Source organism: Stutzerimonas stutzeri (genome assembly GCF_002890895.1).
Taxonomy (GTDB): Bacteria; Pseudomonadota; Gammaproteobacteria; order Pseudomonadales; family Pseudomonadaceae; genus Stutzerimonas; species Stutzerimonas stutzeri_AB.
Genome location: NZ_POUL01000005.1, coordinates 339,190 through 357,458, shown reverse-complemented (window position 1 = coordinate 357,458; position 18,269 = coordinate 339,190). Strand labels below are relative to the sequence as shown.

The window sequence follows — 18,269 nt, the reverse complement described above, 5'->3', positions numbered from 1 at the left end:
ACGAGGTCAACCCGGACCCGGGATAGCCTCGTCCTGGGCATCCCAACCGCCGCCCAACGCTTTGAACAGCTCGACCTCGCTGACCATCTGCGCCAGACGGTCGCTGATGAATTGCTGCTGTACTTCGAACAGCTGTCGCTGTGCATCGAGGAGCGTCAGATAGCTGTCTATACCGGTGCGGTAACGGCGCTCGGCCAGACGATAATAATCCTGACTGGTTTCCAACAGATCGCGCTGAGCCTGCACTTGGCGAACGTACGTCGATTGAGCAGCCAGCCCATCCGCCACTTCCCGGAAAGCTGTCTGGATGGCCTGCTCATACTGCGCCACCTGGATATTGCGGCTGATCTCGGCATAGTCGAGGTTGGCCCGCAGCTGCCCGGCATTAAAGATCGGCACACTGATGCTCGGGGCGAAGTTCCAGTAGCTGGAGCCGCCATCGAACAGCCCGGACAGTTCACTGCTCGCGGTACCCACCGCCCCGGTGAGGCTGATGCGCGGAAAGAACGCTGCCCTCGCCGCCCCGATATTCGCATTGGCGGCGCGTAGCTGGTATTCGGCTTGAATGATGTCCGGTCGTTTATAGAGCAGGTCCGACGGCAGCCCCACCGGAACCGTGGCCAGCAGGTCGCGCTCCAGCCGACCATCGGCCGGCAGCTCCACCGGAATATTCCGACCAAGCAGCAAGGCAAGGGCGTTGCGGTCCTGGGCAACCTGGCGGGTGTAACGCTCGATCCCTACCCGTGCCGTATCGACCGCGCTGCGTGCCTGGCTCAACTCAAGCGCCGAGGCTACGCCAACGTCGAAACTGCGCTGGGTGAGCGAGAGGCTTTCTTCGAAGGCCTTGAGTGTGTCGCGGCTCACCAGCAACAGGGCCTGATCGGCCTGCAAGGTCAGCCAGGCGTTGGCAACGCTGGCGATCAGGCTGATCCGCGTGCTCCGCTGGGCCGCCTCGGTGGCGAGGAATTCCTGCAATGCCTGCTCGCGCAGGCTACCCAGACGCCCGAACAGATCGAGCTCCCAGGACACCCCAAGCGTCGCACTGTACTGACTGCTGATGGCGCCCTGGCCGGTCTGGTTGAGATCGCCCGGGGTCCGAGTACGGCTACCGGCTGCATCGCCACTTACCAGCGGCAACACATCGGCCCGCTGCACGCGATAAAGGGCGCGATAAGCATCGACGTTCAGCGCAGCGATACGCAGGTCGCGGTTGTTTTCCAGGGCCACCTTTATCAGTTCACGCAGCGCAGGGTCCTTGAAGAAGGACTGCCAGTCCATCTCCATCTGCTGCCCTTTCGCTGCACTGGCTGAGCCGTCATACGCTTCACCCTCGGGCCAGCTGGCAGCCGTAGGTGCGTCAGGTCGCTGGTAATCCGGTATTAACGAGCAACCGCTCAGCGCTGCCATCAGCGCCAGGCTCAATAGTGACTTGTTCATTGCGCCTCTCCGTTTTGCTCGTCGCTGCCGGTTTTTCTGCGCTTACCCAGCGAAGACACCAGGACATAGAACAGCGGGACCCAGAAAATCGCCAAGACCATGGCGCTGAGCATGCCGCCGATCACCCCGGTTCCGATCGCATGCTTGCTGCCTGCACCCGCCCCGCTGGAAATCGCCAGAGGAAGCACGCCGAGCATGAAGGCCAGAGAGGTCATGACGATAGGGCGCAAACGAATACGGCTGGCTTCAATCGCGGCGGCGGTCAGCGTCATGCCTTGCTCATGCAGGGTTTTGGCGAACTCGACGATCAGGATCGCATTCCGTGCCGACAAGCCTACAGTGGTCAGCAGTCCGACCTGGAAGAACACGTCGTTCGACAACCCGCGACCCATGGTGAATGCCAGTGCACCGACAATGCCCAACGGCACGACCAGCATGACCGAGAGCGGAACCGACCAGCTCTCATACAGCGCGGCAAGCGCCAGGAATACCACCAGTAGCGACAATGCATAGAGCGCGGGTGCCTGCGATCCGGACAGACGTTCCTCATAGGACTGACCAGTCCATGAGTAACCGATGCCCGCTGGCAACTGCGCGGCGATCCGCTCAACCGCTGCCATGGCCTCGCCGGAGCTGTAACCCGGAGCGGCCGCGCCCAGTATCTCCATTGCCGGCACGCCATTGAAACGCGTCAGCTTCGGTGCGCCATAAGTCCACTCACCCGTGGCGAAGGCGGTGAAGGGCACCATCTCGCCCTCAGTGTTGCGCACGTACCACTTGCCCAGGTCCTCCGGATTCATCCGCGAGGTAGGTTCGCCCTGCATGTAGACGCGCTTGACCCGACCCCGATCAATGAAGTCATTGACGTAACTTGAGCCCCAGGCAATGGACAGCGAATCGTTGATCGCCGCCAGGGAAACCTGATGGGCACGCGCTTTTTCATCGTCGATGATCAACCGATACTGCGGCTCGTCACGCATCCCGTTGAAGCGGACACCGGTGAGCGTCGGGTCCTCGGAAGCGAGCTGCATGAACTGTTCGCGAGCCTTGGTCAGGGCCTCGTGGCCAAGCCCAGCCTGATCCTGCAGATACACATCGAAACCGGTGGCATTGCCCAACTCCATTACCGCGGGTGGCGCGAAGGCGAACACCATGGCGTCCCGAAGGCTGAAGAAGTAGCCCTGCGCACGCTGTGCCAGCTCGAATACGCCTTGCCCGGGCTCGGTGCGTTCCTCCCACGGTTTGAGCATGATGAAAGCCATGCCTGAACTCTGACCGCGACCGGCGAAGTTGAAACCGGTAATGGTGAACACCGAATTGACCGTCTCGCTTTCCTCGGTCAGCAGGTATTCACGCATCTGCTCGACGACCTCCTGAGTCCGGCTTGCAGTTGAACCTGCCGGGGTCTGCACCTGGGCGAACAGCACGCCCTGGTCTTCTTCCGGAAGGAAGGCCGTTGGAATGCGGGTGAACATCCAAATCATGATGCCGACGATGAGCAGGTACATCAGCAGGTAGGGCGCTTTGCGCCGCAGCACAGCAGCCACACCCCGCTCGTAGCGCAGCGTGCCGCGCTCAAAGGTGCGGTTGAACCAGCCGAAGAACCCGCGCTTGCCCTCGTGATCGCCGCTATGCGGTTTGAGGATGGTCGCGCACAACGCCGGGGTGAAGATCAGTGCGACCAGCACCGAAAGCACCATGGCCGAGACGATGGTGATCGAGAACTGCCGGTAGATGACCCCGGTGGAGCCGCCAAAGAAGGCCATAGGCAACAGCACGGCCGAAAGCACCACGCCAATACCCACCAGCGCGCTCTGAATCTGGCCCATCGACTTGCGAGTGGCCTCCCGTGCGGAAAGCCCCTCCTCGCGCATCACCCGTTCGACGTTCTCCACCACCACGATCGCATCGTCCACGAGCAAGCCAATGGCCAAAATCATCGCGAACATCGTGAGCGTATTGATGCTGTATCCGAATGTCAGCAGGACCGCGAAGGTGCCGAGAATCACCACTGGCACCGCCAGCGTCGGGATCAGCGTGGCCCGCAGGTTCTGCAGGAACAGGAACATCACCAGGAAGACCAGTACGAAGGCTTCCAGCAGCGTATGCACAACGCCTTCAATCGACGCCGAGATCACCGGCGTGGTGTCGTAGGGGTAAACCACCTCGACGCCCGGCGGGAAGAAGGGCTCCAACTCGGAAATCGTTGCGCGCACCGCTTTGGCGGTATCGAGTGCATTGCCGCCTGCGGCAAGGCGTATCCCCAGGCCGGCTGCCGGCTGGCCGTTATACTCGGCGCGGATCGCATAGCTCTCGGCGCCAAGTTCGACCCTGGCGACGTCACGCAGGCGCACCTGTGATCCGTCGGCGTTGACCTTCAACAAGATCTTCTCGAACTGCTCCGGCGTCTCCAGCCGGGTCTTGCCAATGATCGTAGCGTTTAGCTGCTGAGTCTCCACCGCTGGCAGGCCGCCGAGCTGGCCGGATGAAACCTGGACGTTCTGCTCCTGAATAGCGGATCTAACGTCCACCGCCGTCAGCTGGAACTGCTGCAACTTGGACGGGTCGAGCCAGATGCGCATGGCGTACTGGGCGCCGAACACCTGGAAGTCACCCACACCCGGCGTACGGGAGATTGGATCCTGTACGTTGGCCACGATGTAGTTGGCCAGGTCGAAGTTGGTCTGCTGCCCATCCTTCGACACCAATGCCACCACCATCAGGAAGTTTCGCGCCGATTTCGACACCCGTATGCCCTGTTGCTGAACGGCCTGAGGCAGCAGGGGCGTCGCGAGCTGCAGCTTGTTCTGGACCTGGACCTGAGCAATGTCAGGGTCGGTGCCCTGCTCGAACGTCACGTTGATGGTCATGCTGCCATCGGAGTTGCTTTCCGAGGAGATATAGCGCAGCCCATCGAGGCCATTGAGCTGCTGCTCGATGACCTGCACGACGGTGTCCTGAACGGTTCGAGCCGACGCGCCCGGATAGTTGACCGATATCGATACGTTCGGCGGTGCGATGCTCGGATATTGGTTGACCGGCAGATTGAGCACCGCCAGCGTTCCGGCAAGCATCAGCACCAGGGCAATTACCCAGGCGAAGATGGGCCGATCGATGAAGAACTTGGACATGTCTGGTTATTCCTCTTGGCCAGCGGCAGCAGTGCCAGCCTGAGCATCGCTCTGCCCGGCCTGCTTGACGTTGCCGGCAGGCTGCGGATTGACCTCGACACCCGGGCGAATGAACTGCAGGCCTTCGGTGATCACGCGATCACCGGGCTGCAAACCTTCGCTGACCAGCCAGCGATTACCCACTGCACGTTCGGTCTTGATCTGGCGCAGCTCGACCTTGTTGTCGGCGCCCACCACCATCGCCGTCGGCTCGCCACGAGCATTACGGGTAACGCCTTGCTGAGGCACCAGCAAGGCCTGCTCACGCACACCCGCCAGCAGTCGCGCGTGGACGAACATTCCGGGCAGCAGGTCTTTTTCAGGGTTTGGGAACTTGGCGCGGATGGTGACCGAGCCAGTGCCTTCGTCCACGGCCACCTCGGCTACTTCCAGCGTGCCGTCATGCGGATACTCAGATCCGTCGGGCAGGATCAACCGAGCCTTCGCCGCGCTCTCACCGGCCTGCTGCAGCCGACCGCTTTCCAGGTCACGCCGCAGGGCGATCAGGTCCTGCACCGGCTGGGTCACATCGACATAGATCGGATCGAGCTGCTGAATAGTCGCCAGTTCCTGCGTCTGGCCATTACTGACCAGTGCGCCCTCGGTCACCGCAGAGCGGCCAATGCGGCCGGAGATGGGCGCCAGCACCTTGGTATAACGCAGATCGATCTTCGCTCGCTCAAGCTCGGCCTGGGCCTGCAACGACGCAGCTCGGGCCTCGTCATGGGCCTGCTGGCTCACCGCCTGCTCCTCGACCAGCAACGCATAGCGATCCGACAGCGACTTGGCCGAGACCTCCTTCGCCTGAGCACTTTTCAAAGTGGCCTCGTAGACGGCCGGGTCAATCTGATAGAGCTGCTGCCCCTTTTTCACTTCGCTGCCTTCGGTAAACAGGCGCTTCTGAATGATCCCGCTGACCTGCGGACGGACTTCGGCGACACGGAAGGCTGTGGTTCGGCCTGGCAGTTCCGTAGTCAATTCGAACGGCTCGGCCCCGAGCGTCACGATGCCCACCTGTGGAGCCGGCTGCTTCGCTGGCACCGCCGCTGGTTCTTCCTGACAGCCGCTCAGCAATGCTACGGCGACGAAGAGTGGAATCAGAACAGCACTGGCTGGCTTGATTGGCATCGGAAGTGACCTCGTTAAACAGCTAGCCCTAGGGGGAGAACAGCCAGGGCAGACTCGAATGGCAGAATGCGGGGAATATACTTACATTCATCAGTGTCTGTAAACAGCCAATAGCGCCTCAGGCGCTCTATTGCGCTGATTGAGCAAACCACGCGCGTAGGCCGCTGCGTTTCGAGAAGAGCGGCGTCGGGTGGCTAGAAACCAGAACGCCGGCTTGCGCCGGCGTTCGGTGAACCACGTTCAGTTACTGGCGTACGCCTTCCACGGAGATGATCAGGTCAACGGTTTGCGAAGCCGGACCCAGGTCCATCTTGATGTCGAAGTCTTTCAGCGTGAGTGTCGTTGTGCCTTCGAAGCCAGCGCGGTAGCCGCCCCATGGGTCTTTGCCCTCACCAAGGAACTTGGCGGCGATCACGACCGGCTTGGTCACGCCGTTCAAGGTCAGATTGCCAGTTATATCAGCAGTACCGTCACCAGTCGGCTTGACCGAGGTGGACTCGAAGGTCGCGGTTGGATGCTCGGAGACATTCAGGAAATCTTCGCTGCGCAGATGCTTGTCGCGCTCGGCGTGGTTGGAAAACACACTGTCCGTCTGCAAGGTGACGTTTACGCTGCTTGCTTCAGGCTTCGCGGCATCGAAGCTGAAGTTACCGTCGAACTCTTTGAACGACCCCCACAGCCAGCTGTAACCAAGGTGGCTGATCTTGAAGTTGACGAAGGCATGCTGGCCTTTGGTATCAATCGCGTAGTCAGCAGCAAGCGCTTGGCCTGCAAACAGCATTGAGCCCAGGGCCAATGCAGCGAAGCTTTTCTTTAACATGGAGTACTCCTTATTGAGGTTTGTCAGGCATCGGCGCGCCCGATCATCCGCTTGAGCGTCGGATCGCGATCGATGAAATGGTGCTTGAAAGCCGCCAGGGCATGCAGACCGGAGAAAATCACCAGCCCCCAGGCGAGGTATTCGTGGATCAGGCCGGCTATGTCTTCCTGATCGGGAATCGAGGTGATCAGCGCAGGCACTTCGAACCAGCCGAACACGCTGATGCTGCGGCCATCCGCGGTGGATATGAGGTATCCAGAAATCATGACCGCGAACAGCCCAAGGTATAGAACGCCATGACCCACCTTGGTCGCCAGCCGAGTCATTTGCCCGTGGTTTGCGAGTGGCGCCGGACCGCGATTGAGAAAGCGCCAGATGACGCGCAAAACCATAAGGGCCAGCAGCAGCAGACCGATGCTCTTATGTATGTCCGGGGCGGTCCGATACCAGCTGCTGTAATAGGTCAGCCCGACCATCCAATAACCCAGCGCAAACAGCACTACAACAGCGACCGCCACCAGCCAGTGCATCGTGATACTGACCAGACCGTAGTTACTGGAAGAATTCCGCCATTGCATTGCTAAAGTCCCAAATGATGAACGCGCTTAGCCTAACGGCTAACAGATCGAAATGAATCGCATTTTTTCGTTTCAAAATATCGGCCTGGTAGATAGATCCGTTTCCGTTGAACGGACCGCCGTGCTGTTTCTGCTAGGCTGCGCCGACGCCTATGCCAAGGAGCAATGATGAGCCTGAACGACAGCTGGATGCAGCGTGACCTATCCGTACTCTGGCACCCCTGCACCCAGATGAAAGATCACGAGCAACTTCCTCTGATTCCGATCCGGCGCGGTGAGGGCGTGTGGCTTGAGGACTTCGACGGGAAGCGTTATCTGGACGCCGTGAGCTCCTGGTGGGTCAATGTGTTTGGGCATTCCAACCCACGCATCAATCAACGCATCAAAGACCAACTCGATCAGCTCGAACACGTCATGCTCGCCGGCTTCAGTCATCAGCCAGTCGTCGAACTGTCGGAACGACTGGTAAGCATCACACCTGCGGGCCTTGATCGAGTGTTCTACACCGATAATGGATCGACCGGCATCGAAGTTGCGCTGAAGATGAGCTTCCACTACTGGCGCAATATCGGACGCTCGGACAAGCAGCGATTCGTCACTCTGACCAACAGCTACCACGGCGAAACGGTTGCTGCCATGTCAGTGGGCGATGTCGCACTGTTCACCGACACCTATAAGCCGCTCCTTCTGGATACCTTCAAGGTCCCGAGCCCGGATTGCTACCTGCGCCCGGACGGCGTCAGCTGGGAAGAACATTCACGCACCATGTTCGCCCATATGGAACAGACGCTGGCCGAGCATCATGTTGAGATCGCAGCGGTGATTGTCGAACCGCTGATTCAAGGCGCTGGCGGTATGCGCATGTACCATCCGATCTACCTCAAGCTGCTGCGCGAGGCCTGCGACCGGTACGACGTGCACCTCATCCATGATGAGATCGCTGTCGGCTTTGGCCGTACCGGCACCATGTTCGCTTGCGAGCAAGCGGGCATAACGCCGGACTTCCTTTGCCTGTCCAAAGCCCTGACCGGGGGCTACCTGCCTATGGCTGCGGTGCTCACCACAGACAAGCTGTATCAGGCGTTCTACGACGACTACTCCACATTGCGTGCCTTCCTTCACTCGCACACCTACACCGGCAACCCGCTGGCCTGTGCAGCAGCCCTAGCCACGCTGGATATCTTCGAGCAAGACAATGTCATCGAAGCCAACAAGCGACTGGCCGTACGCATGAAAACCGCTACGGCCCACCTGAGCGACCACCCGAAGGTCGCCGAGGTGCGTCAGACCGGAATGGCTCTGGCCATCGAAATGGTTCAGGACCGAGCCAGCAAAACGCCCTATCCATGGCAAGAACGTCGCGGCCTGAAGGTCTATCAGCACGCACTGCAGCGAGGGGCGCTGCTACGACCGCTGGGTAGCGTTGTGTACTTTTTACCGCCGTACACCATCACCGAGGAACAGATCGATTTTCTTGCCGAAGTGGCGACCGAAGGCATCGACATTGCCACGCGAGCAGACATCAGCGTTGCGGTTTCAGCTGGCGCGCCGGATGAGTTCCACGATCCCGGTTAGCCGCTAGCAGGCTACAGGCGTACCCGGTAAACCATTAAACTGCGTCTCCCTTTCTAACCCGTACCCAGCCATGCGCCTTTCCCGTTTTTTCATCGACATGCCACTCTCGCTTGGCCTCCAGCAGCTACCGGAGGCCTCCGCTCATTACATCAGCCGAGTGTTGCGGCTCAATGTTGGCGCAGCGGTGCAGCTCTTCGACGGTAGTGGAACGGAGTATCGCGGCGAATTGGCCGAGGTAGGCAAGAAACAGGTTGCGGTAATGTTGCGCGATCAGTTGGCCGGGCTGCCTGAATCAAAGCTGCACATTCATCTGGGTCAAGGCCTTTCGCGAGGCGAACGGATGGACTGGGCGATTCAGAAAGCCACCGAGCTAGGGGTCGCGGAGATCACACCGATCGTCAGCGAGCGCTGCGAAGTCCGCTTGAAAGATGAGCGGGCCGACAAGCGACTGGCTCATTGGCGCCAGATCGCCATAAGCGCGTGCGAGCAGTGCGGTCGCTCGGTCATTCCAATCATCCATCCCCCGATGTCGCTCCCGGACTGGGTGACGCTGGAAGCGGAATTGAAGCTGGTCCTGCATCCTGTGGCTGAACCTTTATCAGCACATACCCCGCCGGCAACATTAGCGTTTCTGATCGGCCCTGAAGGCGGCTTGAACGACGCCGAGATCGACCTGGCGCACAGCACGGGATTCCAACCGGCCCGGCTGGGCCCGCGCGTGCTACGCACGGAGACCGCACCGGTGGTTGCGCTTAGTCTCGCGCAGCAGCTCTGGGGCGATTTCCAGCCTGATGCCTGAGTGCTTGATCAACAGTCGTCGGCCGGTCTGGGCGGGATCAGATCAGGCCAGCATCCGCCAGTTTCTGTTCCAGCGCGATGAGGTCCGGTATGCGCGCCTGGACGTCGCCGAGATTGACCGCATCCAATTCCAGGGGCGCCAAGGCGACATCCGAACGTGCCAAGCTTGAGTCAACCTTGACCGAGCGCGGGATGCCCTGAACGAGCAAGGCGATGAATTTGACATGATCGCGGCCACCCAGGGCGTTGAGCACGGCCACGCGTGCCCTCGAACCTGTCTCCGGCTGGCCACCAGAAGCCGCCTCGAACGACAGAAGAGGTAATGTCAGGTCTCGCCAGGCCACCTGTCCGAGAAACCAGGCCGGACTGCCCTGCGCCGAGTTCGGAGCGCGATATGGAATCAGCTCGGCTACTGCAACGTTGGGCAAAAGCAGCGTGCGGTCGGCCAAAGGGACCAGAAGCCCGGTCAGGCTGGCAGAAGCGTCTTGTGTGATAGCGGATTGACTCATGGGTTATCCAGTTGCATTGCCGCAACGGGCCGGCTGGCCTGCTGCGCAAAGTGATTGACCAAAGCCTGGGCCAGTTCGCGCGGATCACCGCTGAGCGAGCTGTAGCCGCCCTCGCGCAGGCTGTCCGGCATGCTCGAGCAGACGCAGGAATCGGCACGCTGGGTCCAGACCCTGCCGCCCTGGCGCAGAACATAAGCGGCAGCAGCACTGCCATCACTGCCCATGCCGCTGAACGCGATGACACCACAACGGTTACCGAACCGTTGAGCCAGATTGAGCATCATTTGGTCGACGGACGGGCTGTATGGCTCCGGCCAGCAGCGCCCGGAGAGCGACATGGCGCCATCCTTGTCAAAGCCCATTTCTTCGCTGATAGGTGCCACGACGACTTCGCCACAGCGAATCAAGTCGTTAGCCCTGCTCTGATTGACGCTCCACTCACTGTGTCGCCCAACCGCTTGCGACAGGGCGGACTCGAAACTTGCCTCGATATGCTGGGCGTAGACGAAACCAACCGGCAGCCCTACCGGCAGCGCATCGAGAAACGCTTTTACGGCCTCGGGGCCGCCCAGCGACGCCGCCAGTAGCCAGACCTCTCGAGCGGGCTCGCCGGAGATCGACTCAGCCGCCGCCAGTAGCGAGCCGGGTAACGACAGACGGGTAGCACGCTCTGCATCTCCATGCATCACTTCAAGACGCGGCCCGACGACCCGGGAAGGGTCACCGACCAAGCGCTTCAGCTTGCCAAACATGCGCCTTTCCCAGCGCGGATAATGTTCGGAGTGCCGCTCCGGCGCATGGCCCTCGCCGAACAGTACCGGACAGCTGTCCCGCTCGAGCAAGGCGTTGACCAGAGGGGAGTCTTCCGTCTGCGCCAGATCTACAAGCCACAGGTCGGCTTGCGCCGCCGTCAGGTCTGCTTCCTCGATTCGTGCCGGATCACAGTTAAGCACGACGTTGTAACCGTTCGCGCTCAACGCTTGCTGCAGCACATGACGCTGCAGAGAGGTGTCTGCGATCACGCCAATGCGGGCGGGGCTGACTTCATTCATGACGTGTGACCAACTGCTGGATCGTCTCGAGTAGCAGCGACTCCTGATAGGGCTTCCCTAGGTACTCGTTAACGCCAATGGCCATGGCTCTGTCTCTGTGTTTCTCGCCGGTACGCGAGGTAATCATGATGATGGGCAGATCCTTCAAATGCTCATCGTGGCGCACCAGCGTTGCCACTTCGAAGCCATCCATTCTCGGCATCTCGATGTCCAGCAGAATGATGTCCGGCTTGCGTTCCTGCAGCTGCGTGATCGCATCGACGCCGTCCTTAGCTGTCAGCACATTCATACCGTTACGCTCGAGCAGACGACTGGTGACCTTACGCACGGTCACCGAGTCATCCACGACCATCACCAACGTAGGCCGATCGACTTCGACATCGACCGGCTCGTCTTCGCCCAACAGGCGCAATGGCTGCTGCTGGGTAAGTAGGTGAGCATGCAGGACACGAATGGTCGCGAGCAGATCGAGGATCACCACCACCCGGCCATCGCCGAGGATGGTCGCACCGGAGATCCCTGGGACAGTGGCAAATTGCGGCCCCAGACCCTTCACCACAATTTCCCGGGAACCGGCGAGGCTATCGACCTGCACCGCGACACTGTGCTCGTTCGAGCGCACCAGGATGACAGGCAAAGGCAGGCTCTGTCCGACCAGCTTGGGACGCTGTCCGTTGTTTAGCAGCTCGCCTAGATAACGCAACTCATAGGTTTGACCAGCGTATTCGAAGCGCGATGCTCCAGGCTGGTAATAGGCTTCGAGTTCGTACGGCGACACACGTACGATACCTTCGATCGTGTTGAGCGGGATCGCATAAAGGTCCTCACCTGAGTACACCATCAGCGCCCGGTTGACCGACACGGTAAAGGGCAGGCGGATCAGGAAACGTGTTCCCTTGCCGAGGGTCGACTCGATGCTCATGGAGCCGCCGAGCTGCTTGACTTCCGAGTGCACCACATCCATACCTACGCCGCGTCCGGATATCTGCGTCACTTGCTCGGCAGTGGAGAACCCCGCCTCCAGAATGAACTGCAGCACCTCATGGTCGGATAGTTCGCTACCCGGTTGCATCAAGCCGCGCTCAATCGCTTTCCGACGGACTGCTTCGAGGTTGATACCGGCACCGTCATCGCTCAACGCCAGCACGATGTCACCGCCTTCACGGCTCAGATCGAGACGGATATTGCCTTGCTCAGGCTTGCCCGCCGCGACACGCTTGGTGCCCACTTCGATCCCATGATCAACGGCATTGCGCAGCATGTGCTCCAACGGTGCGACGATGCGCTCCAGCACACTACGGTCCATTTCTCCCGTCGCATTACCGACCAGAAACTCGACCTGTTTACCTAGCTCGCCCGCTACCTGGCGAACGATCCGGCGCAAACGCGGCACCAGACGATCGAAGGGAACCATGCGGGTGCGCATGAGGCCTTCTTGCAGTTCCGTGTTGACGCGCGCCTGCTGCAGTAACAGTGTTTCGGCGTCACGATTACGTGCGGCCAGGGTTTCTTTCAGATCCAGCAGGTCAGATGCAGATTCGAACAACGCGCGTGACAGTTGCTGCAGCTGGGAATGCCGGTCCATTTCCAGCGGATCGAAATCGTCATACCCCGCACGCTCCGCCTCGGCCTGATAGCGGCTTAGAATTTGCGCCTGAGTTTCGGTATCCAGCCGCCGCAACTGATCGCGCACCCGCTCGATGGTGGCTTCCATCTCACCCAGGGTGAAGCTGACATCGCTGACCTGCTGCTCAACCCGGCCGCGGAAGATCGATGTCTCCCCCGCCAGATTGACCAAACCTTCCAGGAGTTCAGCAGGTACCTTGACCAGTTCCTGCGGCGCGCGACGTGATGCAGCATCCAGAGCGGCCTGTTCGGCGCGTCGGATGAACGGCAGAACCTTGGCCGGCGCACTGTTGACCGAAGCCTGGGCACTGGCAGCTACGATAGGCGTTTCGAGCACGATTACCGATGAGTCGGGGTGGTCGCCGTGAAGACTTTCCTCAACCTGATGGTCTGTAGGGACGTCGGGCTCAGGTTTAAGCCGCGCGCGCATCGACTCAACCTCTTTGAGCAACGCGTCGTAGCCGCCCTGCACGTCCATAAACAAGCTGTCAGTCCACGGATCACCCTGGAGTTGCGCCTCACTAAGACGTTGTTCCAGATCGTGCGCCATGTCGCCCAGGCGACCTTGGGCCGCCAGCCGCGCGCCACCCTTCAGCGTATGCAGCACGCGCATCATGTCGCCCAGAGGGGCCGTACTATCTTGCGTGGCTTCCCAGCGTCCAAGAGCGCTTTCCATTTCCTCCAGCAGTTCGTCGGCTTCCTCGACGAAAATATCCAGAATCTCGGCTTCGGCGGCGTCTTGAGCAGCATCCTCCGCTGCCTTCAAAGCAACGCTGCTCGGCATGCTCAATTGCTCTTCAGGGTTCGCGCGAAACTGCTGGATGGTCCCAATCAGGTCTTTCCCGTTAGGCAGATCTCGGAAAGCGCGTACGGCGTCAAGCATCTCGGCGAGCCGGTCATGGCAGGTCTGAAGCAGCGTGAACAAGGTCTCACTTGCGCGGTAATTACCGGCACACAGTCCTTCGTACAAATACTCAAGCTCATGAGCAAGATCGCCGATCTCGCGGATATCCGCCATCCGCGCACCGCCTTTCAAGGTATGCAGGTCTCGCTGCAACGCCTCGATTTCAAAACTGTTGCCTACATCTTCCATCCAACGCTGAAGCGATGCTCCGGCGCGCTCGATGATGTCAAAGCCTTCCTCCAGGAATATTTCCACCAGCTCCGGATCACGACTTTCCCAGCTGCCTTCTCCGGCCTTGCCATGCTCGTCCGCCGACATCGACTCCGGCCGCGCGACCGCCTCCGACTCTTCGGGCAACGCTGCGACAAACTGTTCCTCAGGCTGGCCTGACGCTGCAAACGGGAGGTCGTTAGCTGAAGGACTTTCCAGCTCAAGGTCATCGCTGTCCATTTCAAGCGCGAACACGGAATCATCAAGCCGCTCTACAGCTTCCAGCGGCTCAGCCTCTTCAAAAGCAGCATCCGTGCTCTGCGCGCCCTCTTCGGCCATTGGTACTTCATCGTCGGTCGAAGCAACCGGACCAAAGTTCGGCGAGACACCTTGCCGATACGCGCGAATATGCTCGATGAGCCCTGTAGCGGCATCCATCGGCTGGTGTGCCTGAAGCTGCTCAAGTTGCACCGCTAGCTGATCGTGACTGCGTAATAACAGTGTGGCGAGGTCATCGGTATGCACGTAGCGACCATCGGAAAGGCCTTCATAGAGCGTTTCAAGCTCATGTGCCAAATCGCCGATCGGCCGAATTTCAGCCATGCGTGCGCCGCCCTTGAGCGTGTGCAGATCGCGTAACAATGCCGATAGCGCCAACTGATTAGACGGATCTCCGAGCCAGCGCTCCAGTGCGCCGCCGGCACTCTCTAGCAAATCGACGGCTTCGTCGAGAAAGATCTCGACCATTTCTCCGTCCAACTCGTCCTCGCCCAAGCTAGGCTCGACAGGCCAGGCTTCGGCTTCGGCTTCGGCTTCGGCTTCGGCTTCGGCTTCGGCTTCGGCTTCGGCTTCGGCTTCGGCCAGAGGCTCGGGGGCACTATCTGCCGAAGCAAACGTGGCAGAGGCCTCTCCGGAAACTTCGTTGACCGGCTGTTCCAACGTAAGCGGATCAATCGCCTCGGCGAGCAAACTCTCAAGTCTGGCCACTAGCTCGGGCTGCCCGGTCACCTGCAGACCTGCCGCGACCTGATCCATCATGCCGACCAAGGCTTCATGTGCCTGTTCGACGTCATCGAAGAACCGGGCGCTGACCGCTAGACGCCCTTCCTGCACAACGGCATAGAGATCAAGCAACACCTGACACAGTGTGTCGATCTGTGGCAACTCGGCCATCTGGGCGCCAAGACCCAGCGTCGTCAGTTCTTCCAACAGCGCGGTCAATTCTTGCCGCTCGGCTGGATGCTCGCGCCAACTCTGCAGTAGCGCTTCGGCGTCAAGCAGGATGTTCATGCCTTCCGACAGAAACAGCGCAATCATGCCAGGGTCGCGTGGCTCGCCGTGCTCTCTGTCGCCTCGCTCACCGGCATCCGCCAGTCGGGCCTGATGCAACTCATGCACGCGAGCAATGAACGCCTCCGCTCCCTCGATGGCCGCCAGCGGCTCACGCTCGAGATTTTCCAGTCCACGCCTGAGCAACTGCTCAGCGGTGTGTAGAAGCTCGGCCTCGGCCAGATCCATCTGTATCAGGTTGGCCTTGAACTCCTTGACCATTCTTTCCAATGGTGTGGCAACTTCAGCCATGGGCAGAATGCCCGCCATATGGGCGCTACCCTTGAGGGTGTGCAGCGCACGCTGTAAAGGGTCGGTTACTGGTTGCGGCAAGCGTTGCGCGCAATCGGCGAGAAAGTCGACGAGTGTGGCCAGATGCGCTTCAGCCTCATTACGGAATATCTCCAGCAACTGCGGATCTAGCACATCTTCATCTGCTTCTTCTTGGGCCGGCTGGTCTTGTGCGACGCCGCCTTGCGGGGCAGGTTCTGGCAACTGCCCTCGGGCCAAGGCGTGAGCGTTTGCGGCCAGCAGGTCGACGTCGTCGCGTTGGCGTTGGGCCTTGGCTGCAAACTCTTCGACTAGCGCCGGCATCAACGCCACCACATCTCTCACCAGCTTTTTGACTGGCTCGCCAGCTTCAATGCTGCGATCCAGAACCCGGTTGAGCAGGTTTTCGACAGACCAGGCAAGTTCTCCAATGACCAAAGCACGGACCATTCGCCCGCTGCCCTTGAGGGTATGGAAGGCACGCCGCACCTCGCCGAGCGCCTCCTTGTCCATGGGATCTTCACACCAGCGCGGCAGGTACTCACTGATGGTTTCAAGAACCTCGGCAGCCTCCTCGATGAACACCTCCAGCAAGTCATCATCGACTGCCTCTTCACCCTCAGGAGGCGGCAGAAGGCTTGGCGGAACATCCCGTGCCGGGGGATTGACGGAAGCAACAGGTGTTGCCAATACGTCCGCCACGGTCATGACCGGCTCGTCGTTAGCCGACTGAATCACCGGGTCGGGCAACGAGACTTCGGGCATATCGAGTGCCGTCATCTCCGCTTCGCACCAATCGACTTCGTAGCCGATCTCGTCATCGGCAGGCTGACCCTGGGAATCGCTCAACGTCTCGACAGTCGCAGTGCTAATCGCCTGCGACGGCTCTGCCTCGGTCAGCTCGGCATCCTCTCCCGACCAGTCGAACGCTTCAACCTCAACGACATCGGCGACGTTCAACTCTTCGTCGTGGATCAGATCGACGTTGGTCTGCGAGTCGAACCCGGTCTGCGAAGGGTCTGACCAAAGCGAGCTCGCGTCCTGAGTCTCAGGGGTACTTATAGACTCTGATGCCGGTTCCAGAGAGAGCACTTCGATTTCATCGAGCGGATCTGACAGCTCGAAACTCGTCTCCGAGTCCGTTTGTTCAAACTGACTTGGAGCCTGCACGCTGAGCGGATAGCCCAACGCCTGCAAACTTTCTTCTGCCACATCGAGAATCAGGTCACCCTGTGAGCCGCAGTCTTCACTGAGGCGCTCCAGGTAGTATTCGACGCTGGTTATTGCATCCGCAAGCGTATCCAGGCTTTGCCAATCAGGGATTGCCTGTTTAGCGAGCAGCTGTTCTTGGATGTACTGGTTACAGGCATCCAGCAAGGCCGCGGCGCGGGCAAGGGGAACCATTGCAAGTCCGCCGCGGGATTGGGTCAGCAACTCCGGAACACGCGCCAGATGTTGATGATTCCATTGGGAGGCAATGAACTCTATGATGGCGTCTTTCGCCTGCTCCAGCCCCGTACGCGCCTCGCGGATAACCAGGCGATGGATCTGCCCGACATCGGTGGTTGGGAGGTGACTGTCCTCGCCACCATGCTCAGCTGAGGTGCCGCCAACCATGCCGGCGAGCGTCGCTTCGACGTACAGCAGCGCGCCTGCGACATCCATCAGAGCTGCGTCGTCAGGCTGCTGGCGCCCATTCGCCAAACCTTCGACCAGGCTGATCTGGTCCAGAATGATCCGCCGTGGTTGACCGAAACCGAGCACAGCGAGCGTATCGGCTATCTGCTTGAGCGGCGACTGTAGCGCTCCGAGATCCGTGAGGCCCGTACGATCGCTGCGCACGAACAGATCCAGGCTGTCCTTTACCCGGACCAGCTCCTCGCACAATGCAGCCACCACCGAGCGCATGGCGCCGCGGTCCGGTCCAGCAAGCTGGGCCCGCTCTTCGTCGACCAGCGTGCTATCGGGTAGCGCATCATCCAGGCTGTACTCAGCCTTCAACGCCTGGATTCGCGGGCTCTGGGCCGGCGCCTTGGCTATATAGAACAGAAGATTTTTGGTCAGCTCGTCAGGAGCTGCCTGATTGATGCCCTCAGCGCCCTCCGCGACCAGACGCTTGAGCTCTTTGTCTACCTGACGTAATAGGTTTCGAACCGTGGTGCCGTTAGCGACAGCGCCGCTGGCGAGCCCCTCCACTACACCGGATGCGATCTGCCATAGCGCGCCCAAGGGCGCATCCTTACAGAGCATTTCCAGGCGCGCAAAGACACGTGCCATGTAGCTTAAATTGGTGGATAGATCCTGGTTACGAATGACCCCGACCAACGCGACCTGCAACATCTGCCTTAGTTTTCGAAGCAGCGTTGGCAAATCCTCGGTCTGTCGCTGCGCCAAAAATTCGCCCGAAAGGGCCGGCGCTCGCACGGACATGTCTGGCGAAAACAGGCTGGTTTCCGACAACAGCTTCTCGCCACGTGCCGCTCGAAGATCGTTGAGCAGCGGCAGGACCACCATGGGTAGATCGCGCCGAGCGCTCTGGATACGATCCAGATAAACCGGCATCTGAAGAATCGCCTGCATGAGCACTTCAAGCGCTTCGGTCTGGCTGGCGACGCTTTCATCCAATAGCGCACGAGCTAACTGCTCCATTTCTTCGGCAAGCAGTGCAGCGCCATAGAACTCAACCATCTGCAAGGTGCCATGCACCTGATGTACATAGGTCAGACAGAAGCGCATCCGCGTCGAGTCTTGCGGGTTTTCGACGAACGCTTCCAAAGCCTGCCGTGCCTGCTTCAGCGTTTCGGCAATCTCGCCTTTCACCCACTCCAGGGCGACATAATCGTGCCGATCACCCATAGCGACT

10 protein-coding genes are annotated in these 18,269 nt (G+C 60.1%); 2 read left to right on the top strand and 8 right to left on the bottom strand.

What is annotated here, in order from left to right; translation table 11 throughout:
• Positions 1–6: 6 nt before the first annotated feature.
• The 5 genes from adeC to CXK96_RS12070 form a co-directional block, all read right to left on the bottom strand.
• On the bottom strand, positions 7–1,437 hold the full coding sequence (gene adeC, locus CXK96_RS12090) for an AdeC/AdeK/OprM family multidrug efflux complex outer membrane factor (RefSeq protein ID WP_102836687.1): 1,431 nt from the start codon (positions 1,435–1,437) through the stop codon (positions 7–9).
• The gene (locus CXK96_RS12085) at positions 1,434–4,568 is read right to left on the bottom strand and encodes an efflux RND transporter permease subunit (protein WP_102836686.1); all 3,135 of its coding nucleotides are present in this window, start codon (positions 4,566–4,568) and stop codon (positions 1,434–1,436) included. The genes adeC and CXK96_RS12085 overlap by 4 nt, the downstream gene beginning before the upstream one ends.
• A 6-nt stretch (positions 4,569–4,574) precedes the next feature.
• Positions 4,575–5,735 (bottom strand): efflux RND transporter periplasmic adaptor subunit, encoded by a 1,161-nt coding sequence (locus tag CXK96_RS12080; RefSeq protein ID WP_102836685.1) that lies wholly within the window; start codon positions 5,733–5,735, stop codon positions 4,575–4,577.
• Between the two features lie 244 nt (positions 5,736–5,979).
• Positions 5,980–6,555 carry a YceI family protein gene (locus CXK96_RS12075; RefSeq protein ID WP_102836684.1) on the bottom strand — a complete coding sequence of 192 codons (576 nt, stop codon included), beginning with the start codon at positions 6,553–6,555 and terminating at the stop codon, positions 5,980–5,982.
• Between the two features lie 23 nt (positions 6,556–6,578).
• The gene (locus CXK96_RS12070) at positions 6,579–7,133 is read right to left on the bottom strand and encodes a cytochrome b (protein WP_102836683.1); all 555 of its coding nucleotides are present in this window, start codon (positions 7,131–7,133) and stop codon (positions 6,579–6,581) included.
• A 168-nt stretch (positions 7,134–7,301) separates the two neighbouring features.
• Between CXK96_RS12070 and CXK96_RS12065 the strand changes: the two genes are divergently transcribed.
• Both CXK96_RS12065 and CXK96_RS12060 read left to right on the top strand, forming a co-directional pair.
• Positions 7,302–8,708, top strand: a complete 1,407-nt coding sequence (locus CXK96_RS12065) for an adenosylmethionine--8-amino-7-oxononanoate transaminase (RefSeq protein ID WP_102836682.1) — start codon at positions 7,302–7,304, stop codon at positions 8,706–8,708.
• A 70-nt stretch (positions 8,709–8,778) separates the two neighbouring features.
• Complete coding sequence (locus tag CXK96_RS12060) at positions 8,779–9,507, top strand: 16S rRNA (uracil(1498)-N(3))-methyltransferase (protein WP_102836681.1); 729 nt, start codon at positions 8,779–8,781, stop codon at positions 9,505–9,507.
• A gap of 37 nt (positions 9,508–9,544) precedes the next feature.
• On the opposite strand, the gene CXK96_RS12055 is transcribed toward CXK96_RS12060, so the two are convergent.
• The 3 genes from CXK96_RS12055 to CXK96_RS12045 are packed head-to-tail and all read right to left on the bottom strand — an operon-like array spanning position 9,545 to position 18,262.
• Positions 9,545–10,015, bottom strand: a complete 471-nt coding sequence (locus CXK96_RS12055) for a chemotaxis protein CheW (protein ID WP_102836680.1) — start codon at positions 10,013–10,015, stop codon at positions 9,545–9,547.
• The gene (locus CXK96_RS12050) at positions 10,012–11,067 is read right to left on the bottom strand and encodes a chemotaxis protein CheB (RefSeq protein ID WP_102836679.1); all 1,056 of its coding nucleotides are present in this window, start codon (positions 11,065–11,067) and stop codon (positions 10,012–10,014) included. Before CXK96_RS12050 ends, CXK96_RS12055 begins: the two co-directional genes overlap by 4 nt.
• Positions 11,060–18,262 (bottom strand): Hpt domain-containing protein, encoded by a 7,203-nt coding sequence (locus tag CXK96_RS12045; protein ID WP_102836678.1) that lies wholly within the window; start codon positions 18,260–18,262, stop codon positions 11,060–11,062. Before CXK96_RS12045 ends, CXK96_RS12050 begins: the two co-directional genes overlap by 8 nt.
• Positions 18,263–18,269 lie beyond the last annotated feature (7 nt).